The sequence below is a fragment of the Litoreibacter arenae DSM 19593 genome (genome assembly GCF_000442275.2).
Classification (GTDB): Bacteria; Pseudomonadota; Alphaproteobacteria; order Rhodobacterales; family Rhodobacteraceae; genus Litoreibacter; species Litoreibacter arenae.
This window is the reverse complement of the sequence record NZ_KE557310.1, coordinates 205,130-229,590: the sequence shown is the minus strand read 5'-3', so window position 1 is coordinate 229,590 and position 24,461 is coordinate 205,130. Positions and strand designations below refer to the sequence as shown.

At 60.4% G+C, this 24,461-nt stretch carries 22 protein-coding genes; 13 read left to right on the top strand and 9 right to left on the bottom strand.

Translation table 11 applies throughout. The annotated features are described in order from the left end of the window. The first annotated feature begins 14 nt into the window (after positions 1-14). Positions 15-1,103, top strand: coding sequence for an alcohol dehydrogenase catalytic domain-containing protein (locus tag THALAR_RS08810; protein ID WP_021101181.1), 1,089 nt, complete (start codon positions 15-17; stop codon positions 1,101-1,103). Next, entirely contained in the window at positions 1,100-2,329 is a 1,230-nt protein-coding gene (locus THALAR_RS08805) for a mandelate racemase/muconate lactonizing enzyme family protein (RefSeq protein WP_021101180.1), read from the top strand. The genes THALAR_RS08810 and THALAR_RS08805 overlap by 4 nt, the downstream gene beginning before the upstream one ends. Here THALAR_RS08805 and THALAR_RS08800 read toward each other — a convergent pair. The 5 genes from THALAR_RS08800 to THALAR_RS08780 all read right to left on the bottom strand — a co-directional run bounded on the left by THALAR_RS08800 (position 2,319) and on the right by THALAR_RS08780 (position 6,354). Beyond that, positions 2,319-3,089 carry a FadR/GntR family transcriptional regulator gene (locus THALAR_RS08800; RefSeq protein WP_021101179.1) on the bottom strand — a complete coding sequence of 257 codons (771 nt, stop codon included), beginning with the start codon at positions 3,087-3,089 and terminating at the stop codon, positions 2,319-2,321. The two genes, THALAR_RS08805 and THALAR_RS08800, sit on opposite strands and share 11 nt — an antisense overlap. A gap of 103 nt (positions 3,090-3,192) precedes the next feature. After that, positions 3,193-3,837 (bottom strand): OmpA family protein, encoded by a 645-nt coding sequence (locus THALAR_RS08795; RefSeq protein ID WP_021101178.1) that lies wholly within the window; start codon positions 3,835-3,837, stop codon positions 3,193-3,195. Between the two features lie 128 nt (positions 3,838-3,965). Next, positions 3,966-4,601 carry an OmpA family protein gene (locus THALAR_RS08790; RefSeq protein ID WP_021101177.1) on the bottom strand — a complete coding sequence of 212 codons (636 nt, stop codon included), beginning with the start codon at positions 4,599-4,601 and terminating at the stop codon, positions 3,966-3,968. A 140-nt stretch (positions 4,602-4,741) separates the two neighbouring features. Further along, the gene (locus THALAR_RS08785) at positions 4,742-5,629 is read right to left on the bottom strand and encodes a methylated-DNA--[protein]-cysteine S-methyltransferase (protein WP_407638137.1); all 888 of its coding nucleotides are present in this window, start codon (positions 5,627-5,629) and stop codon (positions 4,742-4,744) included. 59 nt (positions 5,630-5,688) lie between these two features. Beyond that, on the bottom strand, positions 5,689-6,354 hold the full coding sequence (locus THALAR_RS08780) for a Hint domain-containing protein (RefSeq protein ID WP_051153696.1): 666 nt from the start codon (positions 6,352-6,354) through the stop codon (positions 5,689-5,691). Between the two features lie 139 nt (positions 6,355-6,493). Between THALAR_RS08780 and nth the strand changes: the two genes are divergently transcribed. After that, complete coding sequence (gene nth, locus THALAR_RS08775; protein ID WP_021101173.1) at positions 6,494-7,150, top strand: endonuclease III; 657 nt, start codon at positions 6,494-6,496, stop codon at positions 7,148-7,150. Continuing rightward, the gene (locus THALAR_RS08770) at positions 7,143-8,138 is read left to right on the top strand and encodes an adenosine kinase (RefSeq protein WP_021101172.1); all 996 of its coding nucleotides are present in this window, start codon (positions 7,143-7,145) and stop codon (positions 8,136-8,138) included. Before nth ends, THALAR_RS08770 begins: the two co-directional genes overlap by 8 nt. A gap of 304 nt (positions 8,139-8,442) precedes the next feature. On the opposite strand, the gene THALAR_RS08765 is transcribed toward THALAR_RS08770, so the two are convergent. Next, complete coding sequence (locus THALAR_RS08765; protein ID WP_040818134.1) at positions 8,443-9,261, bottom strand: sulfotransferase family protein; 819 nt, start codon at positions 9,259-9,261, stop codon at positions 8,443-8,445. 156 nt (positions 9,262-9,417) lie between these two features. Here THALAR_RS08765 and THALAR_RS08760 point away from each other — a divergent pair, with 156 nt between their 5' ends. From THALAR_RS08760 to polA, 4 genes are all read left to right on the top strand, one after another. After that, positions 9,418-10,995, top strand: a complete 1,578-nt coding sequence (locus tag THALAR_RS08760) for a DUF5928 domain-containing protein (RefSeq protein ID WP_021101170.1) — start codon at positions 9,418-9,420, stop codon at positions 10,993-10,995. A gap of 3 nt (positions 10,996-10,998) precedes the next feature. Further along, the gene (locus THALAR_RS08755; RefSeq protein WP_021101169.1) at positions 10,999-11,370 is read left to right on the top strand and encodes a histidine triad nucleotide-binding protein; all 372 of its coding nucleotides are present in this window, start codon (positions 10,999-11,001) and stop codon (positions 11,368-11,370) included. Between the two features lie 90 nt (positions 11,371-11,460). Continuing rightward, the gene (locus THALAR_RS08750; RefSeq protein WP_021101168.1) at positions 11,461-11,640 is read left to right on the top strand and encodes a zinc-finger domain-containing protein; all 180 of its coding nucleotides are present in this window, start codon (positions 11,461-11,463) and stop codon (positions 11,638-11,640) included. Continuing rightward, on the top strand, positions 11,640-14,426 hold the full coding sequence (polA, locus tag THALAR_RS08745) for a DNA polymerase I (protein WP_021101167.1): 2,787 nt from the start codon (positions 11,640-11,642) through the stop codon (positions 14,424-14,426). Before THALAR_RS08750 ends, polA begins: the two co-directional genes overlap by 1 nt. On the opposite strand, the gene THALAR_RS08740 is transcribed toward polA, so the two are convergent. Further along, positions 14,423-15,010 (bottom strand): DUF1285 domain-containing protein, encoded by a 588-nt coding sequence (locus THALAR_RS08740; protein WP_021101166.1) that lies wholly within the window; start codon positions 15,008-15,010, stop codon positions 14,423-14,425. The genes polA and THALAR_RS08740 overlap by 4 nt on opposite strands. 66 nt (positions 15,011-15,076) lie before the next feature. Between THALAR_RS08740 and THALAR_RS08735 the strand changes: the two genes are divergently transcribed. From THALAR_RS08735 to THALAR_RS08720, 4 genes are read left to right on the top strand one after another with little or no spacing between them, the layout of a single operon-like run. Then, entirely contained in the window at positions 15,077-16,084 is a 1,008-nt protein-coding gene (locus THALAR_RS08735) for an AAA family ATPase (protein ID WP_021101165.1), read from the top strand. Further along, positions 16,081-16,986, top strand: coding sequence for a DUF58 domain-containing protein (locus THALAR_RS08730; protein ID WP_021101164.1), 906 nt, complete (start codon positions 16,081-16,083; stop codon positions 16,984-16,986). Before THALAR_RS08735 ends, THALAR_RS08730 begins: the two co-directional genes overlap by 4 nt. Then, on the top strand, positions 16,950-19,727 hold the full coding sequence (locus THALAR_RS08725; RefSeq protein ID WP_245622396.1) for a DUF4159 domain-containing protein: 2,778 nt from the start codon (positions 16,950-16,952) through the stop codon (positions 19,725-19,727). The genes THALAR_RS08730 and THALAR_RS08725 overlap by 37 nt, the downstream gene beginning before the upstream one ends. Before the next feature lies 1 nt (position 19,728). Further along, positions 19,729-21,792 (top strand): threonine dehydrogenase, encoded by a 2,064-nt coding sequence (locus THALAR_RS08720; protein WP_021101162.1) that lies wholly within the window; start codon positions 19,729-19,731, stop codon positions 21,790-21,792. Between the two features lie 6 nt (positions 21,793-21,798). On the opposite strand, the gene THALAR_RS08715 is transcribed toward THALAR_RS08720, so the two are convergent. Continuing rightward, a complete protein-coding gene (locus THALAR_RS08715) occupies positions 21,799-22,158 on the bottom strand; it encodes a hypothetical protein (RefSeq protein ID WP_021101161.1) in 360 nt (119 codons plus the stop codon). After that, a complete protein-coding gene (locus THALAR_RS08710; RefSeq protein ID WP_245622395.1) occupies positions 22,155-22,856 on the bottom strand; it encodes a DUF599 domain-containing protein in 702 nt (233 codons plus the stop codon). The genes THALAR_RS08715 and THALAR_RS08710 overlap by 4 nt, the downstream gene beginning before the upstream one ends. A 114-nt stretch (positions 22,857-22,970) precedes the next feature. On the opposite strand from THALAR_RS08710, the gene THALAR_RS08705 reads away from it, so the two are divergent. Continuing rightward, complete coding sequence (locus THALAR_RS08705) at positions 22,971-24,404, top strand: FAD-linked oxidase C-terminal domain-containing protein (RefSeq protein ID WP_021101159.1); 1,434 nt, start codon at positions 22,971-22,973, stop codon at positions 24,402-24,404. Positions 24,405-24,461 lie beyond the last annotated feature (57 nt).

Sequence of the window (24,461 nt, the reverse complement as noted above, 5' to 3'; positions counted from 1 at the left end):
ACAAAGGCCAAGACATGACGAAAATCAAAGCCGCCGTGTGCCACGAATTCGGCGCCCCCCTGACCATCGAAGACGTAGAGCTTCGCGCGCCTCAGGCAGGCGAAGTCGAGGTGGAGCTTGAAGCCTGTGCGATTTGCTTTTCGGACATCTCCTTCATGGATGGCGGCTGGGGTGGTGACCTTCCTGCGGTTTATGGCCATGAGGCCGCGGGGCGGGTCTCTGCCTTGGGTGAGGGCGTCAGCGGGTTGCAAATCGGTGACGCGGTTCTGGTGACCCTGATCCGCTCCTGCGCGACCTGCACCCCTTGCGCATCAGGCGTGCCGACGCAATGCGCCACACCCTATGACCGCATGGCAGGGCCTTTGTCGATGCCCGATGGCAGCGCGCTGGAGCACGGTTTGGCGTGTGGTGCTTTCGCGGAACGCGCGGTTGTAGATCAAAGCCAGATCGCCCGCATCCCCGATGACATGCCAATGGACGCGGCCTCTTTGCTGTCCTGCGGGGTGGTCACAGGCGTCGGCGCGGTCGTCAACACGGCCAAAGTACGGCCCGGCCAGAACGTTGTTGTGATCGGGGCGGGGGGCGTGGGGCTCAACGCCATTCAGGGTGCCGCGATTTCTGGCGCCGCCCGCATTATCGCGGTGGACATGGTGCCGGAGAAGTTGGACGCGGCCAAGGAATTCGGGGCGACGGACGGGGTTTTGGCATCCGATCCGAAGCCATGGAAGCAAGTGGCCGAGATCACCAATGGTCGCATGGCGGACGCAGTTATGGTCACTGTCGGTGCAATCCCCGCTTTCGAGACCGCCCCGCGTTTCCTTGCCGCTGGCGGGAATATGTATCTGGTCGGCATGCCTCATTCCGGTGCGACTGCCACCTACGAGCCGGTGATTTTCGGCGCACTGGCGCAAGGCATGAAGGGGACAAAAATGGGTGACGTCGTTCTGAAGCGCGACATACCGTGGCTGGTCGACCTCTATAGCCAAGGTCGTCTGAAGCTGGACGAACTGGTGTCGGGCCGCTGGCACCTTGACCAGATCAACGAGGCGATTGCCGACACCCGTTCAGGGGCTGCGCGGCGCAATGTGATCGTGTTCAAATGAGACTTCAAAACCTGCAAATCATCGTGACGTCCCCGCCTGCTCCTGGATGGGGCGGGCAGTATTGGATATTCGTCAAGCTGACGACCGCCTGCGGGATTGAAGGCGTAGGCGAAGTTTACGCCTCTGCCGTGGGCCCCGATGCGATGCGCGCGGTGATCGAGGACGTTTTTGCACGGCACATGGAAGGCGAAAACCCTGAAAATGTGGAGTTGATGTTCCGCCGTGTCTATTCTTCGGGGTTCACTCAAAGGCCTGATCCGACAGTCATGGGCGCGTTTTCGGGTTTGGAAATGGCGTGCTGGGACATTCTGGGCAAAGCCCGCGACCGGCCCGTTTGGGCAATGCTCGGCGGCAAGATGAACCTGAAAATTCGGGCCTATACCTATCTCTATCCCTTGCCGCATCATGACCTGACCGAATTCTGGACCTCGCCCGACATGGCGGCGGAGGCGGCTTTGGATGCCGTTGACAGAGGCTACACCGCCGTCAAATTCGACCCGGCAGGCCCTTACACGATCCATTCAGGCCACCAGCCCGCAATGTTCGACATCTCTATGTCCGTCGCGTTTTGCAAGGCGATCAGGGAGGCCGTTGGTGACCGCGCCGACCTCCTGTTCGGCACCCACGGCCAGTTCAACACGTCGGGCGCGATCCGCTTGGGCCACGCGATCGAGCCGTACACTCCCCTGTGGTTCGAAGAACCGATACCACCGGACAATCCATTGGAGTTCACCGAGGTCGCGAAGGCCGTGCGCATCCCCATTGCGGCGGGTGAGCGGCTGACGACGAAGGCAGAATTTGCAATCTTGCTGCGCACGGGCGGGGTGAAAATCCTGCAACCGGCCTTGGGGCGCGCGGGCGGCATCTGGGAGATGAAGAAGCTTGCCGGACTGGCCGAGGTTTTCAACGCCGAAATGGCTCCACATCTATACGCAGGCCCCGTGGAGTGGGCGGCGAACATCCATTTGGCGGCTTCAATTCCGAACCTGCTGATGTGCGAAACCATTGAAACACCCTTCCACGACGACCTGATTAGCGGCGCGATCAAGGTGGAAAATGGCTTTATCACGCCGCCTGAAGCGCCCGGTCTGGGAATTACCCTGAACGAAGACTTGGCGCGGGCGCACCCGTTCACTGGAACGGGGCTACACCTGCAAATGCAAGAAGAGCCGTGCGATTACCAAAACGGCAATGCGTTCGCAGGTGGAGCGCCGCTCAAGGCTTAGACGTCTCATAGTCGAGCCGCTGTTTGGCGACAGCCTCATTGTGCGCAGCCTTCCGGCTGTCCGACAGGCTGTCCTCCACATAGGTCAAATGCGCCTCTACGGCGGCCCTTGCGCCGTCCTCGTCCCGCGCCAATAGGGCCGCGTTGATCGCGCGGTGCTGCTCCAGCAATGTGTCGCGTGTGGTGCGTTGCTTGAACATCATCTGGCGGTTGTAGAACACGCCTTCGCGCAGCATCTGGAACATTGCCCGCATCATATGCAGCATGATGACGTTGTGGCTGGCCTCGATAATGGCGAGGTGAAATTCCGCATCCAGTTGCGCTTCTTCCGCCGGATTGCGTTTGGTATGCGCCAACTCCATCTTGCGAAAAATCGTATCCACAAGTTCCAGATCGGTGTCAGAGCCGAGCCGCGCGGCTCGGGCGGCGGCTAGCCCCTCCAGATCGCGTCGGAACGAGATGTAGTCGAAAACCGCTTCGTCGTGGTCGGAGAATAGTTGCACCAAGGCGTCAGAAAAGGCAGCCCCCACGACCTCCGCGACGTAGATGCCCGCGCCAGCTTTGGTGGCAAGTAGCCCGCGGTCCTGCAAATCCGCAACCGCCTCGCGCAGGGATGGGCGCGACACGCCCATTTTCTCTGCCAACTCACGCTCCGACGGCAGGCGCTCTCCGGGTTTCAGGATGCCGCGCAGTATCAGCAACTCGATCTGGCGCACCACAGCGCTGGAGAGCTTCTCGGCTTCGATCTTGTGGAACGGCATCTTTCACCTCACTAATTGGTCAAAATATATGACCAATGATAATGCTGAACAACAAAAAACCGGCACCTCTAAGGGGGCCGGTTTCCGTAGTTTCCATGAGGATTTAAGCTGCGTTGGGCCGGATAACGATGTCCACGCGACGGTTCTGGGCACGTCCTTCTTCGGTCACATTCGACGCCACCGGACGCGTCTCGCCCTGCCCGTAGGAGCGGATGCGTGAAGGCCTGACGCCTGCATCCTCCAGCGTGAAGGCGACAGCCTGTGCGCGGCGCTCTGATAACTCGTAGTTGTAGCTGTCCGAACCGGTGTCGTCGGTGTGGCCGACAATATTCACCGTCGTGTCGGGGTAATCCTGCAAGTTTCCAGCCAAAGCGCGCAAGTCGTTTTGCAGATCATAGCGCAGGTCCGAACTGTCCACGGCGAATAGCAGGTCTTGCGGCATGGTGACCCGCAATTCGTCGCCGGTGTTCACGATGTCGATGTTTTCGTTCGGGATGTCGCGGCGTAGGTCTTCGGCCTGTTTGTCCAGCTGATGGCCTATGACGCCACCAGCGGCCGCACCGATGCCAGCGCCGACGATGCCCTTGAGCAGCTTGTCGTCGTCGCTGGAGGCGCCGATGATGCCGCCCAATGCGCCGCCAATCATGGCGCCGGTTTGTGACTTGTTTGCGGTGGAAATGCTGTCGGTCGTGCATGCGCTGACCGCGAGGGTGGCAGCCGCAAGGACCGCGATAGATTTGTTCGTCATGATACCTGCCTCGGTAATATGTGTCCCGCCTTTGCGGCGTGGGTTATGGGCAGATATTAAGCGAATTCCGCGCTTGTGTTAAGAGGGAAGCGAGGGCCGGCGAAAAACTGCCGCCGGCCCCTGATATCCTAGCTGTAAGGGCGAATGATGATTTCAACCCGACGGTTCTGAGCACGGCCCGAGTTGGTGTTGTTCGACGCCACCGGTTGGCTCTCACCTTTGCCGATGGTGCTGAGGCGCGAACCCGATACACCGGCGTTGCGCAGAACGAAGGACACGGCCTCGGCGCGGCGCTCCGACAGGTTCTGGTTATACGCGGCGTCACCGGTGCTGTCGGTGTGGCCGACCACAATAACCTGGCTATTGGGGTAGTCGTTCAGATTTCGCGCGACCGCCCGCAGGTCAGCTTGCAGATCCGGACGCAGACGCGTGCTATCCGTCGCGAACAACAGGTCTTGCGGCATTGTGACCCGCAACTCGGAGCCGGTGTTTACCACGCCAACGTTGTCATTGCCGATGTCGCGGCGCAGCGCGTCGGCCTGCTTGTCCAACTCATTGCCAACCGCACCACCTACGGCACCACCGATCGCAGCACCGATGATCCCGCGTTCCAGCTTGTTGTCGGAGGTGGAGTTTGCGCCAAGGGCACCACCGATAGCCGCGCCGATCAGGGCGCCGCTCTTGGTACGTTGGTTCGGGGTCGATGCGTCGCAACCGGCAAGGATCATCGCGGCGGCGGGCAGGGCGAGCAGAATAGGTTTCATGTTTACAGTCCTCTTTAGACCGCGCAGATGCGGCTCTTCTCCTGCATAACGTCGGAATTGGGTAATTAGTTTCAAGTCCCGGTCCATTAGCGGCGGCAGGTTCCTGCCGCTCACGTCACGTCACTGAAACATTTGCCGGACTATAGCCTTGTTTTCGCGGCCTCGTATGCCAGCATCGCCCGCTTGACGGGTAGCCCCCAGTGATATCCGCCAAGCCCGCCTGATTTTCTCAATGCGCGGTGGCAGGGGATCAGCCAACTGATGGGGTTGCGGCCGACCGCTGTGCCGACCGCACGCGCGGCTTTCTTGTGTCCGACCTTGTCCGCAATTTGCGAGTAGGTGGTGACATAACCGGTGGGGACAGCCAGCAGCGCCTCCCAGACCTTGATCTGGAAGGGAGCGCCGATCAGATACAGCGGCGCTTGTTCCGTTCCGGCGGCATCTGCGCCGAATGCCCCGAGCACCCAAGGCTTCAGAAACAAGGGATCTTCAACAAAGGTTGCGTTGGGCCACCGCCCGACCAGGTCCGCCATGGCGGCATGTGAACCGGTTTCTGCCGAAAAGCCTATGCCGCAAATACCCTTTTCGGTTCCCATGACCAGCGCCGGTCCAAAGGGGCTTTCAAACCAGCCCCAATACATCTTCAAACCTTCGCCCTTTCGGGCGAATTCGCCGGGGCTCATGGCTTCCCATTTTACGAACAGGTCATGCAACCGCCCACTTCCAGACAGGCCAACCGCGTCGGAAGTTTCCAGCATGGTGAACCGCTCGTCGAGCAAGGCCTTCGCATGACCAAGCCGCAAATACTGTTGCAGGCGTCCGGGTGATACGCCTGCCCACTTGCTGAACACTCTTTGGAAATGTGCGGGGCTCATCTGCATTTCGCCTGCAAGCTGATTTAAGGACAATGGGCCGTCAGTGTGGCGGTCAATTGCTTCGATCGCCCGCTTTACAAGCCCGTAGTGGTAGCTGCCTTGCTCTTCGGCAGGACCAGCGTTTTGTGTGATATGCTTCGGCATTTGTTCCATGCCTTCAATCTAGGCACCATGTCGCTCTGTATCGACCCGTTTTTTGCGCATTATACGCACTATCCGGCTTGTTCGGTGTCAGGTTGTGCGGTGAATGCGGCTGTATCGGTTGCCCCCTGACCAAATTGACGAGCTTCCCGAGGGTGCATGCAAGCCATCAGCGGTCTGGAATGCGCTTGCAGGTCCAGGCTAAGGGTCTCCACGTCCGTTAGCGCTGTGGTGTCCAGGCAATCCATGGCGCTCCGCGTCAGCTGTAAGCTTTCAAGCCAGAACCCGTTTGCGCAAATTAGTTCGTGTCGCTCCAGCAGTACCAGCGAGCAGTCCGCGCAGGTGATCGTATCCCCACCCAGCACCTCAAGATCGCACGCTTGCGCAAGCATGGTGTCGAGCCCGAACAATAGCTCTACCCGCCAGCCGATCTGTAAGACGCGATGCCGAGCTGCGACGACAGTTTTTGGCAAGCCAGACGATGCGTTATGCGTCAGATCGACAGCAGCGACATCCTGCAAATCGGGGCGCAAACAGCCACGCCCGATCCAGAGAACGGGCTGGAACCCATGAGCAAAGGTAAGAACGCGGTCACCCGGGCGCAGCCATTCGACCGGGATATCTCCACGATCGGTGGTGATCAGAGTCCCGTTGCCAAACCCTGATAAGGGCAATTTCTGCCCTACTTGTGGGCTGCCATGCGGTTCGGTCAGTTTGTTTATCTTATTGGTTGCCATCCAGCGCTTCCTTGTCACTGCCGCGCCAAATTTGCGTCAAATGGTGAACCTGCGCTGAATCGACTTCCGCCGCATGGGTAAAACTTGAAACAACCTCGCCGCTCTTGCCCGTCCGCAAGCTACGGGGCATACCGCGCATATGACCAAACCTGCCAAGCAACTCGACTATCATACGATCCACGAGATTTTCACGCGCTTCGCCGCCTCTGATCCCGAACCCAAGGGAGAGTTAAACCACGTCAACGCCTATACTCTGGTGGTTGCGGTTGCGCTGTCGGCGCAGGCGACTGATGTGGGTGTGAACAAAGCGACCGAAAAGCTGTTCAAGATCGCGGACACGCCCGAAAAGATGCTGGCGCTTGGCGAAGACGGTCTGATCGAGCATATCAAAACCATTGGCCTGTATCGCAACAAGGCCAAGAACGTGATGAAGCTCAGCCAAATCCTTGCGGACGATTATGACGGGCAGGTGCCGTCGTCGCGGGCCGCGCTTGTGTCGCTGCCTGGCGTGGGTCGCAAGACGGCCAATGTCGTTTTGAACATGTGGTGGCACTACCCCGCGCAGGCGGTCGACACGCATATCTTTCGTGTTGGTAACCGCACCGGTATCTGTCCGGGTAAGAACGTGGATGTGGTCGAACGCGCCATCGAGGACAACATTCCCGTCGAATTTCAACACCACGCGCATCACTGGCTGATCTTGCACGGGCGCTATGTCTGCAAGGCCCGCAAGCCGGTATGCGCCAACTGCATTATCCGCGATCTGTGCATTTTTGAGGACAAGAACTATGAGTAAGACTTTTCAGGTTGTCGGCATCGGCAACGCCATGGTCGATGTACTGACCTCCGCCAGTGACGCTTTTTTGTCCGAGAACGGCATCGGCAAGGGCATTATGCAACTGACAGACCGGCAACGCGGTGTTGAGCTGTACGACCTTATCGGGCCGGCAAGAGAAATTTCCGGTGGCTCAGCCGCCAATACCATTGCAGGTATCGCGCATTTGGGCGGCTCGACGGCCTATGTGGGGAAGGTGAAAGACGACCAGCTGGGAGCGATTTTTGCGCATGACCTGCGGGCACAAGGCGCGGTCTATGAGACACCGTTGGCTCCGGCTACTCACGAGGCGGAAACGGGACGCTGCATCGTTCTGGTGACGCCGGACGGGGAGCGGTCGATGAATACCTATCTGGGCGTGACCGAATTTCTCGGCCCCGAAGACATCGACGAGACGCAAATGGCGCAGGCCGAGTGGATATATCTGGAGGGATATCGTTTTGACGGGCCAGACTCCGTCGCAGCGTTTGACAAGGCCATTGCCGCTTGCACCGGCGCGGGGGGGCGGGTGTCGCTAACCTTGTCGGACCCGTTTTGCGTCGGCCGCCACCGCGACGCGTTCCGCACTTTGATCAAAGATCACGTGGACCTGCTCTTCTGTAACCGTGCGGAGATACTGTCGATGTACGAGACCGACGATTTTGAGGCGGCAATGATGACGGCCGCGGACGAGCTGGAAATCGTTGCCTGTACTGACAGCGAGAATGGCGCATATGTGATGTCTAATGGGCAGCGCTTGCATGCGCCTGCGATGCCGGTTCAAATTGTAGATGCTACGGGGGCGGGCGATCTGTTCGCGGGCGCGTTCCTTTGGGCACTCACCAACGGATATGATTTGGAAACCTGCGGTCGCATGGGCTGTGTGGCTGCCTCGGAGGTTATTTCCCATATTGGCGCACGGCCGGAAACGGATTTGGGCGAGCTCTTCAAGCAGCAAGGTCTGTTATAGAAAACGGCACGTTTATCAGGCTCGTTGCACTAAGCGGTGGCCCGACCCTTCGGGGAGAATATTTGGGAAGCAATGAAGCCATGCGATGCGCCCTGACCCGCGCCGGCCGGATTTGACGGGCTACAGGTCAGAGCGACTTCATCGCTTACGGCCATCGGCATTCCTGCCTGTACCGCGATAACAACGTGACAAAGAGTGATTTCCCAACCGTTAACGGGCTCATTTTCATTGCTTTGAAAATATTCCGGGGGGTGCGGGGGGCTGGCCCCCCGCTCTGGCGACCGCGCGAGCGGGCGCAATGCCTCTAATCACCCAGCTTCGCGTGAACTTCGTCAAGGTCGATCTCGCCCACGGGCATCTTGTTGCCGGGGTTGTCGACGTCATACTTGAACAGGTTGAAGTCGCGTTTGTAGATTTCATAGACCAAGTGCATCGACAGATCGTCGAAATAGTCTTCTATCGGGTGCGCGCGTTTGGGCCCGTGCCCTTCGCTTTCGTTAAACTTGGGGATCTTCGCCACGTCCACTTTATGTTTGGTTTCGACAGCATCCATCACCGACTGCATCCCGTCATTGAACTTCTCGGTGAAGAAGATGTTGTCGTAGCGCCCGCCATTGACGATGAAGGTCGAGATGTGGCCTGACATGGCCGACCAGTGAATATCCGGGTCCATAGGCCTGCGCCAGCGAATGGTGTCGCGGGCAAACAGCAGAAAGCGTCTGAATGACTGGATTTGGTCGAACTCGAAACCCGTATCCGGGTCTCCAACCTCGATGCCGTATTTCTGCACGAGCAACGGCACCAAATTCCCACGGTAGCGTTTGCCGTTACGCTGGATGCCGCAGATTTTGTCGAAGAAAGACGACAGGATGCGCCCATACGGATTGCGCACGCAGGTGAACGCGTAGCTCTTGTGGGATGTGACGTTTTTTTCGATCTTAGGCTGGCTCTTCTCGATCGCCCATTTGTGCATCTTGCCAGTGGCGTCGTGAATGTCGCCGTCGAAGAACTCACCGTGGTCGGAATAGTACATGATCTGGCCGATGGACGAGCAGGCGCATTTGGGTACCACGCGGTACACCATGCTCTCACTTTCTGTCATCCAGGTTCCTGGAAACCCCATACTTTCGTCCTCGTTCTTGAACCAAGCGGCCTATTGTTTACGCTATAGCCACAATTGAGCCTACAAATACAATCACAGACCGTCTATGCAACAGTTGCTAAGTTTATGCAGGTAAACCTAAAAGAGTTTTAAGTCGGGGCCGGGGTCAATATCCAGATGGCAAAAATCGCCTTCATTCTGCTGTGTCATAAAGACCCCGCTGCGATTATCGACCAGGCGGAGCGTCTGACGGCGGCTGGCGACTGCATGGCGATCCACTTCGACGCCAGCGCTGACCCCATCGCCTACCAGCAGATACGCGACGCGCTGGACGACAACCCGAACGTGGCATTCGCCAAAAAGCGGATCAAGTGCGGGTGGGGGGAATGGTCGCTGGTGCAGGCAACACTGCACGCCATGCGTGCCGCGGTAGGCGCCTTCCCGCGGGCCACGCATTTCTACATGTTGTCGGGCGATTGCATGGCGATCAAATCAGCTACCTACGCCCATGAGTTCCTTGACGCTGATGACGTAGACTATATCGAGAGCTTCGATTTCTTCGCGTCCGACTGGATCAAGACAGGGATGAAGGCGGACCGCCTCATCTATCGCCACTGGTTCAACGAACGATCCCGAAAGCGGCTGTTTTACGCCTCCTACGAGTTGCAGAAGAAGCTGGGTTTCAAACGCGACATTCCCGCCGATCTGCAAATGATGATCGGCTCCCAATGGTGGTGCTTGCGCAGGCGCACCGTGGAATGGGTGCTCGATTTCACCCGTGACCGACCCGACGTGATGCGCTTTTTCAAGACCACGTGGATTCCGGACGAGACGTTCTTTCAAACCCTGGTGCGCCATCTGGTGCCGAGCGCCGAGATCAAGACCCGCACATTAACCTTCCTAATGTTTACCGATTACGGGATGCCCGTGACATTCTACAACGACCACTACGACCTGCTGCTCAGTCAGGATTTTCTGTTTGCCAGAAAGGTTTCGCCTGACGCGTTGGAGTTGAAGGAGCGGCTCGGCGATCTTTATGCTTCGGAACGGATGGATTTCCAAACATCAAACGAAGGCCTGACGCTGTTCAAGTTCCTGACAGGCCGGGGCCGCATCGGTCGCCGTTTCGCGCCGCGCTTTTGGGAGCGTGAAAGCTCGCTCGGGCGCGAACGGGAGTTGATGGTAATTGCCTGTAAGAAATGGCACGTCGCCAAGCGGCTGCTGGGGCGTATTCTGGATCATACACAACTCAAGGGGGCGGAATATCTGTTTGATGAGGAAGACAACGTGCTCCCCGATCTGGGGGGTATCCAGACCACCCTCGACAAGCGGACCCGTCACCGGCGGGCGCTGATGCGGCTGCTTTACGATCACTACGAGCAGAACCGGATGGTGATCTGCCTTGATCCCTCCAACCTTGATCTGCTGTCGGACCTGTTCGCTGACAACTCGACCACGCGACTGCTGGAGATCGAGTGCCGCTTCGAGGACGAATACCTGCTTGGTCACGCCAAGCGCGTCGGTTTGGCGGGCGAAATGACACCACAAGACACAATCGACCGGCTTTTGCCGACCGTGCGGCAGAATTTCCTGTTCGAGAGCGACCAGATCAAGGACGCCGACTTCCCGAACTATTTCAAGATATCGCAGAACGTGCCGCGCGACGAAAATATAGCGCCTCTCATGGCGTTTCTCGACGTGACCGAGGATAAGGCCCGTGAGATACTGAATATCGACTACCTGTTTGAGGATTGAGCTATGGCCTATACCTACGACGACCAGAACATTTTTGCCAAAATCCTGCGCGGTGAGATTCCCAATGACACAGTCTACGAGAGCGATCATGCCTTGGCGTTTCGCGATATCTCGCCAGCCGCTCCAAGCCATGTGCTAGTAATCCCGAAGGGGCCTTATGTCTCCATGGACCATTTTACCCAAGAGGCGTCGGACGCTGAGTTGATAGGCTTCATGCGCGCCATCGGCGAGGTGTGCCGCCTTGAAGGGGTCAGCGAGAAAGGATTCCGTGCGATTGCGAATACCGGCGAGCATGGCGTTCAGGAAGTGCCACACCTCCACATTCATATCATTGGCGGTCGTCCGTTGGGTCGTATGCTGTCGCCGGCCACCTGATCCAATTGCCGCGTCAGTCGGCCCTTGTGGGGGCGGGTGAGGGCGCTATGATCGCGGCCACTGATTTTTCTTGGAATGGGACGATTCACCATGGCCACCGCAGCCCCGGAAGTTGAAATTGTGGACACCATGCGCATCGCATGCGACGGCGGCGAGGGGGCCTTGGGTCACCCGCGGGTCTGGCTGCAAATCCCCGCCGACAAGGGGTTTGTGGAATGCCCCTATTGCGACAAGAAGATCATTCACCGGGACTTCGAGGGTAAGGTCTAGTGGCCTTTGGCAAAGGCTGCCATCTTCACCTGATCGACGGCTCCGCCTTCATCTTCCGCGCTTATCATGCCCTACCACCCCTGACCCGCAAATCCGACGGGTTGCCCATCGGGGCGGTGTCCGGCTTTTGCAATATGTTGCAGCGCTACGTGGACGGCAACAACGGCTCCGACGCGCCGACACATGTGGCGGTGATCTTTGACAAGGGATCACACACGTTTCGCAACGAGATGTACGACCAATACAAGGCCAACCGCGAGGCTATGCCCGAAGATCTGCGCCCGCAGATCCCGCTGACCCGCGAGGCGACCATTGCGTTCAACATCGCCTGCGAAGAGATGGAGGGCTACGAGGCCGACGACATCATCGCGACGCTGGCCGTTCAGGCGCGAGAATTGGGCGGGCGCTGCACCATCATTTCCAGCGACAAGGACCTGATGCAGTTGGTCGGTGGCGGTGTCGAGATGCTCGACGCCATGAAGAACAAGGTGATCGACGTCGAAGGCGTCGAGGAGAAGTTTGGCGTCGGCCCCGACCGCGTAGTCGATGTGCAGGCGCTTGCGGGGGATTCCGTCGACAACGTGCCCGGCGCGCCCGGTATCGGCATCAAGACTGCCGCGCTGCTGATCAACGAATACGGCTCTCTGGAAGAACTGCTCGACCGTGCCGAGGAAATCAAGCAACCCAAGCGCCGCGAAACCCTGATCGAGCACCGCGCCCAGATCGAGCTGTCCAAGCGCTTGGTGCAGTTGGATGAAAACACGCCGCTGACGTTCTCGATCGACGATCTGGAGGTCCGCGAGCCAGACCCCGAAAAACTGCTGGCGTTCCTTGTTGAAATGGAATTCCGCACGCTGTCCAAACGCATCGCCGAGAAGCTGGGCGCGGAAGCTCCGGTCATCGAAGACACCCCGCCACCTGCCGCTGACGCACCGGAAATGCCCGAGATCAAGGACGCGACTTACGAGACGGTTCGCGACGCGGCCGCCTTGCAAAAATGGATCGACCTGATCTACGAGCACGGCCATGTTGCGGTGGACACCGAGACCACTGGCCTGAACGAAATGATTGCCGATCTTGTCGGCATTTCGCTTTGTGTCAACGCGGGCCACGCCTGCTACATCCCGCTGGCGCACAAGGAGGGAAGCGACGACCTGTTCGGCACCGACGCGGTTGCCGAGGGGCAGATGCCGCTGCAAGAGGCGCTCGACCTACTCAAGCCGATGTTGGAGGATGACAGCATCCTCAAAATCGGTCAGAACATGAAATACGACGCCAAGATTTTCCACCGCTACGGCGTGGAGTTGGCGCCGTTCGACGACACCATGCTTATCAGCTACGCACAGCATGCCGGCTTGCATAATCACGGTATGGACGCCCTGTCGGAGCGCTATCTTGGGCACAGCCCGATCCCGATCAAGTCACTGCTGGGAACGGGCAAAAGCCAGATCACGTTTGATCGCGTTCCTATTGACGAGGCCACGCCATACGCTGCCGAAGATGCCGACATTACCTTGCGCCTGTGGCAGCTTCTAAAGCCGCAGTTGCATCAGAAAGGTGTCACAACGGTTTACGAGACGCTTGAACGCCCCTTGGTTCCGGTGCTGGCCCAGATGGAGCGCCACGGCATCAAGGTGGACCGTGACACGCTGTCCCGCATGTCCAACGCCTTCGCCCAGAAGATGGCGGGGCTTGAGGCGGAGATTCACGAGCTCGCGGGGCAGGACTTCAACGTCGGCTCACCCAAGCAGCTTGGTGAGATCCTGTTCGACAAGCTGGAACTTCCGGGAGGCAAGACGGGTAAGACAGGAGCCTATTCCACCGGCGTCGATGTTCTTGAAGACCTCGCGACCGAGCATGAGCTGCCGGGCAAGGTTCTGGACTGGCGGCAACTCAGCAAGCTGAAATCGACCTACACGGATGCGCTGCAAACCCATATCAACGCCGACACGGGGCGGGTGCATACCAGCTACTCCATCGTCGGGGCCAACACGGGCCGTCTGTCATCGTCAGAGCCGAACTTGCAAAACATCCCAGTCCGATCTGAGGAAGGCCGCCGCATCCGCGAGGCCTTCGTAGCCGAGCAGGGCAACGTGCTTGTGTCGCTCGACTATTCCCAGATCGAATTGCGCATCCTCGCCCATGTCGCGGGCATCGACGCGCTGAAGCGGGCCTTCAAAGACGGCCAAGACATCCACGCCATGACCGCGTCTGAGATGTTTGACGTGCCGCTTGATGAAATGACCCCCGACGTGCGCCGCAAAGCCAAGGCGATCAACTTCGGGGTGATTTACGGCATCTCCGGTTTCGGCCTCGCACGCAACCTGCGCATCCCCCGCGCCGAGGCGCAGGGCTTCATCGACCGCTACTTCGAGCGGTTCCCCGGCATCCGCACCTATATGGACGAGACCATCCAGTTTGCCAAAGACCACGGCTACGTGCAGACGCTGTTCGGCCGCAAGATCAACACGCCGGAGATCAACGCCAAAGGCCCCGGCGCGGGCTTTGCCAAACGCGCGGCGATCAACGCGCCGATCCAAGGCACCGCCGCCGACGTCATCCGCCGCGCGATGATCCGTATGCCGGATGCTATCCGCGACCTGCCGTGCAAAATGCTGCTACAGGTGCATGACGAACTGATCTTCGAGGTGCCGGAAGACGCGGTAGAGCAAACCATCGAAGTGGTGCGCGAAGTCATGGAAAACGCCTCCGACCCGGCGGTGAAATTCGATGTCCCACTCGTGGTCGAGGCAGGGCAGGGAGCCAATTGGGCGGAAGCGCACTAAGCTTCCAGCGCTTCGGAGCGGATAATCGGGAAAAACTCGCCGTCTGACCATACGCCGAACCAGCCATCACGATGAACGCCTAAATCCACCAGTCGGTAAAAACTCTTGCGATCAATTAGCGCCTCCAGATTGCGGCGCACCAGCACATAGGGCGACGGCTCTCCATCATCGTCATAAGTCACGCGGATGGGGTGTTCCGGTCCCGCAGTAAAGCGGTCGCCAACGTGGGTCTCGAACCTCAGTTTCTGATCCTCGCCCTCACCGACAGCATCAAAATCAAGCGCCACGAAGGGCGCATCCTCCACGGTGATCCCGACCTTTTCGACAGGAGTCACAAGAAAATAGTCGTCCCCGTCCTTGCGGATAATCGACGAGAACAGCTTTACCAATCCGGCCCGCCCGATAGGCGTACCCAGATAGAACCACGTCCCGTCCCGCGCGATGCGCATATCCAGATCGCCGCAAAAGGGCGGATTCCACTTATCGACCGGCGGCAATCCGCCTTTGGCGGCCTCTTGCGCGGCGGCTGCGATGTTTTCCGCCGAGGGGACCTCAACCTTTCGTGCATCGGTTCCTTTTGCCATTCTATTATCCCGCCATATCTGCCTTTATACCTGCATAGAGTATAGCCGCCCCGAGGGAGTTGTCACATGGCCGACACGCAAGATCTGGTAAAAGATATCGAAACCCTAGGCGACAAGCTGAGTGCCGCACGGTCCAGCATTGGCCAGCAGATCATCGGCCAGCAGGACGTCGTCGATCTGTCTCTGGTCGCGATGCTGTCCGGAGGACATGCGTTGCTGATGGGGCTGCCGGGCTTGGGTAAAACGCTGCTGGTTGACACTCTATCGACCGTGATGGGTCTCAGCTCCAACCGCGTGCAGTTCACGCCGGACCTGATGCCTGCCGACATCATCGGCTCCGAGGTGCTGGAAACCGCCGATGACGGCACCCGCGCTTTTCGCTACATCGAAGGCCCGATCTTTGCGCAACTGCTGATGGCCGACGAGATCAACCGCGCCTCGCCGCGTACCCAGTCCGCACTGTTGCAGGCGATGCAGGAACGCTCCGTCACCGTGGCTGGCACCGACCACGCGCTGCCTGCGCCATTCCATGTTTTGGCAACCCAGAACCCGCTGGAGCAAGAAGGCACCTATCCGCTGCCTGAAGCCCAGCTTGACCGGTTCCTTTTGCAGATCAACGTCGACTATCCCGACCGTGATACCGAGCGCGATATCCTGCTGGCCACGACCGGCACAGTGTCCGCCAAATCGACCGCCGTGTTCACGGGCGAGGAGCTAATCGCCGCGCAAACCCTTGTGCGCCGTATGCCCGTGGGTGACGCCGTGGTCGAACACATCCTCGACCTCGTCCGCGCCTGCCGCCCTGACGAGGCCGAAGCCACTGACCTTGTCCGCGACACCGTCTCATGGGGGCCCGGTCCGCGTGCTGCGCAAGCGTTAATGCTAACCGTTCGCGCCCGCGCTTTGCTGCAAGGCCGCCTTGCGCCATCGTCTGACGACGTGCTGGCGCTGGCCGATCCTGTCCTGTCGCACCGCATGGCCCTCAGCTTCGCCGCCCGCGCCGAAGGCCGCGTTCTGTCCGACGTCATCGCGGATGTCGCCACCCAAACAGGTCAACGGAAAGCCGCCGCGTGAGCCAGCTTTCGCCCAACGATCCGGCGACCACACCCGCCAGCCTCAGGCATCGCGCCGAGGCACACGCCAGCGCGTTTCCCGCGCTTCTGGCGCAGGCGGATCATTTGGCGTCGACGGTTCTGCTGGGGGAGCATGGCCGCAAACGCGCGGGCATGGGGGACGAGTTCTGGCAATACCGCCCCTCGCAGCACGGCGACGGGGTGCGCGATATCGACTGGCGACGTTCCGGCCGCTCCGACGCGACTTTCGTGCGCCAAAAGGAATGGCAGGCCGCGCAATCTGTGATGCTGTGGGTGGATGACGCCATGTCGATGTCGTTCACAGGCGGCAAGGATCGCCCCACCAAAGGCCATCGCGCCCGCGTTATTGCCATGGCGCTCTGCGTTCTACTGAACAAGGGCGGCGAGCGTTTCGGCCTTGCTGATCGCGGCACCCCGCCGCGCAGGGGGGAAGCACAACTGACCCGTATCGCGGGCCACTTGATGAACGCGCAAGGCGAGGCTGACTACGGCACGCCCAATGCCCGCATCCTGCCCGCAGGCTCCCGCGCGGTGTTCATTTCCGATTTTCTGGGCGACCCGTCCAAGGTGGCGGAAGCCCTTACTTCGGCCACGGACCGCGGCGTGCGCGGCGCGTTGCTGCAAGTACTCGACCCCGACGAGGAAGCTTTCCCCTATGACGGGCGCACCGTGTTCGAGAGCATGTCGGGTGCGATCAAATTCGAGACCCTGAAAGCCAACTCCCTGCGCGACGCCTATCTGGAACGGCTCGCCGCGCGCAAAGCGCAATTGCAGGATCTGGCCCGCAAAACCGGCTGGCGCTACATGTGCCACCACACAAATGATCCGGCGGCCAAGGCGCTGCTATGGCTTTATCAATCGCTGGAGCGGGGGGCATCATGATCGCCAATCTCGCCTTCACAACACCTATCTTGCTGGCGGCCCTCGCGATCCTGCCGATCCTGTGGTGGCTGCTGCGCGCCGTGCCACCTGCACCGATAAAGCGCCGCTTTCCGGGCATCGCGCTGCTGCTGGGTCTGAACGATGACGAGACCCAAACCGACACCACGCCGTGGTGGCTGCTGTTACTCCGTATGCTGGCCGTCGCGGCCTTCATCATCGGCTTTGCCGGTCCCGTCCTGAACCCCGAAGAGGACCGCGCAGGCTCCGGCCCGCTGTTGATCGCTATGGACGGCTCATGGGCCAGCGCCCGCGACTGGCCCGCCCGCACCGCGCGGGTCGAGGAACTGCTGGCCGAAGCCGCCCGCGAAGGCCGTCCCGCCGCGATCGCCGTGCTGTCCGAGCCGCCCGTGGGCGAGCTGACTTTCCAATCTGCTGACACCGTCGCCGCGACGCTCGCAGGCGTGCAGCCCCGCGCGTGGGAGCCGGACGAAGACACGCTCGCCGATTGGCAAACCCGTCTGGGCGACACGGCGTTCGAGACGATCTGGTTCTCGGATGGCCTCGCCCGCGATAGCCGCGCCGATCTGCTGGCAACGCTCAACGACAAAGGCGACGTGACCGTCATCGAAACCCCTCGCCCCGTCTACGCCCTGACGCCTGCCGTATTCAAAGACGGGCGCATCTCGGTCACAGCCCTTCGCAGCCCGTCTGGCGCTGCCCGCGACATCACCATATCCGCCATCGGCCCCGACCCGAACGGGACGGAGCAGGAACTGGCCACTGCCACCGCCTCCTTCGCTATCGGCGCAGACCAAGCGGAAATCCTGCTTGATCTGCCCACGGAGCTGCGCAATCGGGTCAACCGGTTCGAGGTGCAAGGCACCCGCTCCGCAGGCGCTGTTACACTAACAGATGACGCCCTGAAGCGCCGCGAAGTGGGGTTGCTCTCAGGCCGCAACGACCAGGAGGCGCAGGACCTCCTGTCGCCGCTTTACTATCTCAACAAGGCGCTGGTGCCGACCGCCGATCTGATCGAGGGCGCGTTGCAGGACATGCTTCTCGCCAGTCCCGACGTGCTGGTGCTGGCCGATATCGCCACGTTTTCCCCTGCCGAGCGGGACGATCTTCTGGACTGGATCGACGAGGGCGGCATGCTGGTCCGGTTCGCAGGCCCCCGCACGGCTGCCGCAGACATAGATGCCACCGATCCGCTGATGCCGGTGCGCCTGCGTGCCGGTGGCCGTAGTGTTGGCGGGGCCATGTCATGGGGTGAGCCGAAAGCCCTGCGCACCTTCACCCGTGACAGCCCGTTTTTCGGTCTGACGATCCCGGAAGACGTGCAGGTCAATTCCCAAGTCATGGCGCAACCTGATCCCGACTTGGCCGAACGCACTATCGCGTCGCTGACCGACGGCACGCCGCTAGTCACCCGAAAGCCGCTGGGCGATGGGCAGATCATTCTGTTTCACGTCACCGCCAACGCCGAATGGTCCACCCTGCCGTTGTCCGGCCTGTTCGTGCAGATGCTGGAGCGCCTCGCGATTTCCACTCGCCCCGCTGAAATCGCCGCCGAGGACTTGGCAGGCACGACTTGGGTTCCCGAAGAAACGCTGGACGCGTTCGGCGTGGTCCGCGACGCGGGCAATCTGGCAGGTGTCGCAGGGGAAACTATTGCCGAAGACCCCATCGGTCCCGAATTGCCGCCCGGTCTTTATGCAGGCGAGGATCGCCGCATCGCGTTGAATGTGCTGCCTGCCGACGCGACGCTGGCCCCATCCTCATGGCCCGCTGGCACCAAGATCGAGGGCATCGTCGTTGCACAGGAAACCCCGCTGATGGGCGCGCTCCTGTCGCTGGCCTTGGCCTTGCTGCTGGTCGATATTATCGCGTCGCTGGCGCTGTCCGGAAAACTGCGTGGGTCCGCCACCGCTGCGCTGGTGCTGATCGCGGTCTCGGCCCTGCCACAACAATCCCGCGCCCAAGACGATGCCCGTGCGCTGGAAGCCACGTCGGAGGTCGTTCTGGCCTATGTCAAAACCGGCGATAGCGCGCTGGACCGTCTCTCTGACGAGGGGCTCAAAGGCCTGTCCCTCAGCCTCTTCCGCCGCACCTCGGTCGAGCCCGCGGACCCCATCGCCGTCGATTTGGAAACGGACGAGCTTGCATTCTATCCGTTGCTCTATTGGCCCATCACCGAAAGCCAGCCGACCCCGTCCTCTGACGCCTATGCCAAGCTGAACCGCTACCTGCGCACCGGCGGGATGATCCTGTTCGACACCCGCGACGGCAATATTGGCGGCTTCGGAACATCTACTCCGCAAGGACGCAAGTTGCAGGCGTTGGCGGCTCCTTTGGACATTCCCGCACTAGAGCCGATCCCGCAGGACCACGTCCTGACCCGCACGTTCTATCTGTTGCAGGACTTCCCCGGTCGCTTTACCTCCCGCGATATTTGGGTCGAGGCCGCCCCCGCTGATGCGGAGACCGCCGAAGGCTTACCGTTCCGTGACCTCAACGACGGCGTGACGCCCGTGTTGATCGGCGGCAACGATTGGGCCGCCGCGTGGGCGCGGGATGCTCGCGGCAATCCTCGCTATCCGGTGGGCCGTGGCTTCGCAGGGGAGCGTCAGCGCGAGCTTGCCATCCGTTTTGGCGTCAACGTGGTGATGCATGTGCTGACCGGCAACTACAAATCTGATCAGGTCCATGTTCCGGCCCTGTTGGAAAGGCTGGGGAACTGAGATGGATGTGATCTTCGACCCCCTCCTGCCATGGCCCGCGCTCTACGTCGCTGCCGCGATCACGGCAGTTTTCGCCATCCTCGCCATCTGGCGCGGCTTGGGCGGCTGGTGGCTTCGCGCGCCTGCAATGGCGGTGCTGCTGGTGGCCTTGGCAAACCCGTCCTTGCAGGACGAGGAGCGCGATCCGCTGTCCGACATCGTGGTGATGGTCGTCGATGAAAGTGCCTCGCAGCGCCTGTCCGACCGCGAAAGCCAGACCGCGCAGGCGGTGGACGCGCTCACCACTGATATCACATCGCGCGGGATGGAGTTGCGCACGGTCAACGTGCCGGACGGGCAGGGCGACGCGGGCACCGAGCTGATGACCGCCCTGAGCGACACTCTGTCCGAGGAGCCGAAATCGCGCATCGCTGGCACGATCCTTGTCACCGATGGCCAGTTGCACGATGCCCAACGCGCGCCCGTGCTGGAGGCCCCGCTACATACGCTGCTCACAGGCCGCGACACCGATTGGGACCGTCGCCTCATCGTCAAAAACGCTCCTGCCTTCGCCATTCTGGACGAGGAAATCACGCTGACCTTACGCATTGAGGATCAAGGCGCGGTGCCGCGTGACATCCCTGCGCGTGCCAGCCTGTCTATTGCCATTGACGGAGAGGAGGCTCAGACCTTTCAAGTTCCCACCGGCGAGGATTTGCAACTGCCTCTGACGCTGCCTCATGGTGGAATAAACGTGCTGCAATTCAACGTCGCCGCCGACGAGACCGAGCTGACTGATCGGAACAACTCCGCGGTTGTGCAAATCAACGGCGTGCGTGACCGTTTGAGGGTGTTGCTGGTCTCCGGCGAGCCGCATGCGGGAGAGCGCACTTGGCGCAACCTGTTGAAATCCGACGCAGCGGTGGACCTCGTCCACTTCACCATCCTGCGCCCGCCGGAAAAACAGGACGGCGTGCCGGTATCGGAACTGTCCCTGATCGCCTTCCCGACGCGCGAATTATTCCTTGAGAAGGTCGATGAATTTGACCTGATCATCTTCGATCGCTACAAGCGCCGCGGAATCCTACCCGCGCTCTATTTCGACAGCATCCGTCAATATGTCGAAAAGGGCGGTGCGGTACTGGTCGCCGCAGGCCCCGACTTCGCCTCTGCCGACAGCATCTACCGCTCGCCCTTGGGGGGCATCATGCCAGCCGAGCCAACCGCGCGGGTGCTGGATCAAGGCTTCACACCGCTGATCTCCGAGCTGGGCGCGCGGCACCCCGTCACCGAAGGGCTTGAGAAATTCGCCCCCAACCCCACCGTCGACGGCATCCCCGGCTGGGGCCGCTGGATGCGCCAGATCGAGGTTTCGCCTCTGCAAGGCCAGACCGTCATGACTGGCATCGAGGAGCGACCGCTGCTGACGCTCGACCGTGTGGGCGAAGGGCGCATTGCGTTGATGGCGTCAGACCACGCATGGCTCTGGCATCGAGGGTTCGAGGGCGGCGGGCCGCAGCTTGAACTGCTGCGCCGGCTTGCGCATTGGATGATGAAGGAGCCCGACCTTGAGGAAGAGGCGCTGACCGCTGTTGCGGAAGGTCAGACAATGACGATCACCCGCCGCACTCTGGCGCTGGAGGTGGGCGAGGTCGAGATTACCGCGCCTGACGGCACTGTCACCACGGTTCCGTTGGAGGAAACCTCGCCCGGCCGGTTTACGGCGACGGTTGAGGGGCAGGAGCAGGGGCTCTACCGCCTCAAGGAAGGCGATCAGGAGAGCGTTATAGCCCTTGGCCCTGCCGCGCCGCGCGAATTCATCGAGACCATCGCGTCAGGTGCCAAGCTGGAGGGTTTGGTCGACGCAACCCGCGGCGGGATTATGAGCCTTGAAGACGGCATCCCCAACCTGCGCATGGTGGGCGAGGGTCGCAACGCCGCCGGTCGCGGCTGGATCGGCCTGACCCCGCGCAATGCGTATGTGACCACCAACGTCACCGTGATCCCGCTGGTGTCGCCGTGGCTGTTCCTGCTGCTGGCAATGGTGTTGAGCGTAGGCGCGTGGTTACGCGAAGGCCGCCGTTAGGAGAGCTTACCTTAGTTTGATGGAATAGGTGTGGTCCGACCAACCGTGCACGCTGTCGCGGGCGCGGATTATGACCTCGTTCACCCCGTCGGGGATAACCACGCCGGATAGCGACCGTGTAAATGGCTGCTCGGTTTCGTGCGGGTGGGCCAGCTTGCGAAAGCCCAGCTCCGTCCCGTCCGGCGCATTTACGGACCAGCCGTCGGCATAATGGTCCCAGCCGGTGTCGGCATGTCTGATGGTGACATCAAAGGTCCAGCCGCTGCCGTTCTGGCGGGCGGTAACACGCTCGATCTTCGCCTGATCCGCCAGCGTGGGAAGCGCCCAGAGGACGAAGGCGGCGGCAGTGGCCAGTATCGTTTTCATAGTCTGTCTTCCTCGGCGGCCGGCATGGGCGGGCCTGATTTCAAAATGGTGCGCGACAGCGACATGAATTCACGCTGCCAGATGATGAAAGTGACGGTCAACGTCGCTAAAATCAAGGGGACCGGTCCAAGCAGCCACGCAAGTGTGCCCAATGCGTAATATACTGCGCGCAACCCTCGGTTGAAATTCCATGCCGCCCGCACATTGATTTCGGCGGCTTGCGCGGCCCGCGCATAGGCGGACGGGGCCTCCACGTCGTTGGGGACGGCAGCCATCACCACGGCGCAGTAGCCGAACAGGCGGTTGGACCAGACGAATTTAAGAAAGCCGTTGGTCAGAAACATGACCACCGCCAGTAGTTTTAGCTGCCAGACGATGTTCGGAACTTCGTCCACGGTCAGGTCTGAGGCGACCATTTGCAACTGCTCGGTGTTGCCAATCATTGCCAGCATGCCGCCAATCGCGATCATGCAGCCCGACGCGAAAAAGGTTGTCGCCTGCCGCAGGTTGCCGAGAATCGCGGCGTCAAATACACGCGGTTCGCGGGTCACGAACTGGCGCATCCATTCGTGCCTAAATTTGATCATGATGACAGTCACGGACGGGTGGCTCGCGCCGGGATGCTCTATCCACCAGCTTACGACAAGCCAGCAGAACACCAGAAGTCCGAAGGCGGCGGCGTCCAGGAGTGTGAGCATGGAGAGGTGGTCAAGCAAAGTCATGCTGCAACCTAGCTGCGATTCAAGAGACTTGCCAGATGGCCAAACTGGTAATATGTTTTTACCAATTGACGCGGTTCAGGAGGACACGCCATGGAGATGCCCGCCCCTGATGTAAAGATTATGGCTAAAAAGGCCAGGCTGGTGGAGCGTTTGCAAGCGGTCCTGCCGCGTGATGCCGTGATCCATGACGAAGCCGAAACCCGCGCATATGAATGCGACGCCCTGACCGCTTATAAATGCCCACCACTTTGCGCGGTGCTGCCCGCGTCGACGGAAGAGGTCGCCGCCGTGCTGAAAATCTGCCACGAGGAACGCGTCCCCGTGGTTCCGCGCGGCTCTGGCACATCACTCGCGGGGGGCGCTTTGCCGACTGCGGATTGTGTGATCCTTGGTGTCGCGAAGCTGAACGATGTATTGGAGACCAACTACGACGACCGCTACATCCGCGTCCAAAGCGGCCGCACCAACCTCAGTGTGACCGGCGCGGTAGAGGAGAATGATTTTTTCTACGCACCCGACCCGTCGTCGCAGCTGGCTTGTGCCATCGCAGGAAACATCGCGATGAACTCGGGCGGTGCGCATTGCCTGAAATACGGCGTGACCACGAACAACCTGTTGGGCGTGACCATGGTGCAGATGGACGGCACAGTGGTTGAGATTGGTGGCGCATATCTGGACGCAGCAGGCTACGATCTGTTGGGCGTGATCTGTGGCTCCGAGGGGCAACTTGGCGTGGTGACCGAAGCGACGCTGCGCATCCTGCGCAAGCCCGAAGGAGCGCGGCCAGTGCTGATGGCGTTCGACGATAACGAGGTGGCCGGTGCCTGCGTGGCGGACATTATCAAAGCAGGTGTTTTGCCCGTCGCGATTGAATTCATGGACCGCCCTGTGATCCGCGCGACCGAGGCGTTCGCAGGTGCAGGCTACCCCGATTGCGAGGCACTTTTGATCGTGGAGGTCGAAGGCTCCGCCGAAGAGATTGACGAGCAACTGCGCAAAATTCTGGACATCGCCGGCAGGCACAACCCTGTGGAATTGCGCGAAAGTACGTCCGCCGAGGAAAGTGCCAAGATATGGCTGGGCCGCAAATCCGCCTTTGGAGCGATGGGACAGATCAACGATTACATGTGTCTGGATGGCACGATCCCGGTGTCGGAGCTGCCCTATGTGCTGAAACGCATAGGCGAGTTTTCCAGGCAATACGGTTTGGACGTTGGCAACGTGTTCCATGCAGGTGATGGCAACATGCACCCTCTGATCCTGTTTGACGCCAACAAGGAGGGTGATCTGGAGCTGTGCGAGGCGATGGGTGCCGACATCCTCCGCCTGTGCGTCGAGGTTGGCGGTTGCCTGACCGGCGAGCATGGCGTTGGCATCGAAAAGCGTGACCTGATGTTCGACCAGTTCAAGCCGGAAGACATGGAGGCGCAGATGAAGGTCAAGGATGTGTTCGACCCGAAATGGCTGCTCAACCCTGCCAAGGTTTTCCCGCTGAGCGTGACCGAGACCCGACGCGCAGGCTGAAACCAGCCCTCCGGGGGGAATATTTTTGCCAAGATGAAACGCTTTTGAAGAAGTTGA

What these genes read in the sequence shown, in the direction of transcription:
- THALAR_RS08765 (WP_040818134.1), bottom strand. Translation starts at nt 9,261, where the DNA reads ATGGGGTTTCCAGGAACCTGGATGACAGAAAGTGAGAGCATGGTGTAC.
- nth (WP_021101173.1), top strand. Translation starts at nt 6,494, where the DNA reads ATGACCAAACCTGCCAAGCAACTCGACTATCATACGATCCACGAGATT.
- THALAR_RS08740 (WP_021101166.1), bottom strand. Translation starts at nt 15,010, where the DNA reads ATGGCAAAAGGAACCGATGCACGAAAGGTTGAGGTCCCCTCGGCGGAA.
- THALAR_RS08785 (WP_407638137.1), bottom strand. Translation starts at nt 5,629, where the DNA reads ATGGAACAAATGCCGAAGCATATCACACAAAACGCTGGTCCTGCCGAA.
- THALAR_RS08715 (WP_021101161.1), bottom strand. Translation starts at nt 22,158, where the DNA reads ATGAAAACGATACTGGCCACTGCCGCCGCCTTCGTCCTCTGGGCGCTT.
- THALAR_RS08790 (WP_021101177.1), bottom strand. Translation starts at nt 4,601, where the DNA reads ATGAAACCTATTCTGCTCGCCCTGCCCGCCGCCGCGATGATCCTTGCC.
- THALAR_RS08720 (WP_021101162.1), top strand. Translation starts at nt 19,729, where the DNA reads ATGGATGTGATCTTCGACCCCCTCCTGCCATGGCCCGCGCTCTACGTC.
- THALAR_RS08755 (WP_021101169.1), top strand. Translation starts at nt 10,999, where the DNA reads ATGGCCTATACCTACGACGACCAGAACATTTTTGCCAAAATCCTGCGC.
- THALAR_RS08780 (WP_051153696.1), bottom strand. Translation starts at nt 6,354, where the DNA reads ATGGCAACCAATAAGATAAACAAACTGACCGAACCGCATGGCAGCCCA.
- THALAR_RS08770 (WP_021101172.1), top strand. Translation starts at nt 7,143, where the DNA reads ATGAGTAAGACTTTTCAGGTTGTCGGCATCGGCAACGCCATGGTCGAT.
- THALAR_RS08710 (WP_245622395.1), bottom strand. Translation starts at nt 22,856, where the DNA reads ATGCTCACACTCCTGGACGCCGCCGCCTTCGGACTTCTGGTGTTCTGC.
- THALAR_RS08750 (WP_021101168.1), top strand. Translation starts at nt 11,461, where the DNA reads ATGGCCACCGCAGCCCCGGAAGTTGAAATTGTGGACACCATGCGCATC.
- THALAR_RS08800 (WP_021101179.1), bottom strand. Translation starts at nt 3,089, where the DNA reads ATGCCGTTCCACAAGATCGAAGCCGAGAAGCTCTCCAGCGCTGTGGTG.
- THALAR_RS08810 (WP_021101181.1), top strand. Translation starts at nt 15, where the DNA reads ATGACGAAAATCAAAGCCGCCGTGTGCCACGAATTCGGCGCCCCCCTG.
- THALAR_RS08735 (WP_021101165.1), top strand. Translation starts at nt 15,077, where the DNA reads ATGGCCGACACGCAAGATCTGGTAAAAGATATCGAAACCCTAGGCGAC.
- THALAR_RS08805 (WP_021101180.1), top strand. Translation starts at nt 1,100, where the DNA reads ATGAGACTTCAAAACCTGCAAATCATCGTGACGTCCCCGCCTGCTCCT.
- THALAR_RS08795 (WP_021101178.1), bottom strand. Translation starts at nt 3,837, where the DNA reads ATGACGAACAAATCTATCGCGGTCCTTGCGGCTGCCACCCTCGCGGTC.
- THALAR_RS08705 (WP_021101159.1), top strand. Translation starts at nt 22,971, where the DNA reads ATGGAGATGCCCGCCCCTGATGTAAAGATTATGGCTAAAAAGGCCAGG.
- THALAR_RS08725 (WP_245622396.1), top strand. Translation starts at nt 16,950, where the DNA reads ATGGCTTTATCAATCGCTGGAGCGGGGGGCATCATGATCGCCAATCTC.
- THALAR_RS08760 (WP_021101170.1), top strand. Translation starts at nt 9,418, where the DNA reads ATGGCAAAAATCGCCTTCATTCTGCTGTGTCATAAAGACCCCGCTGCG.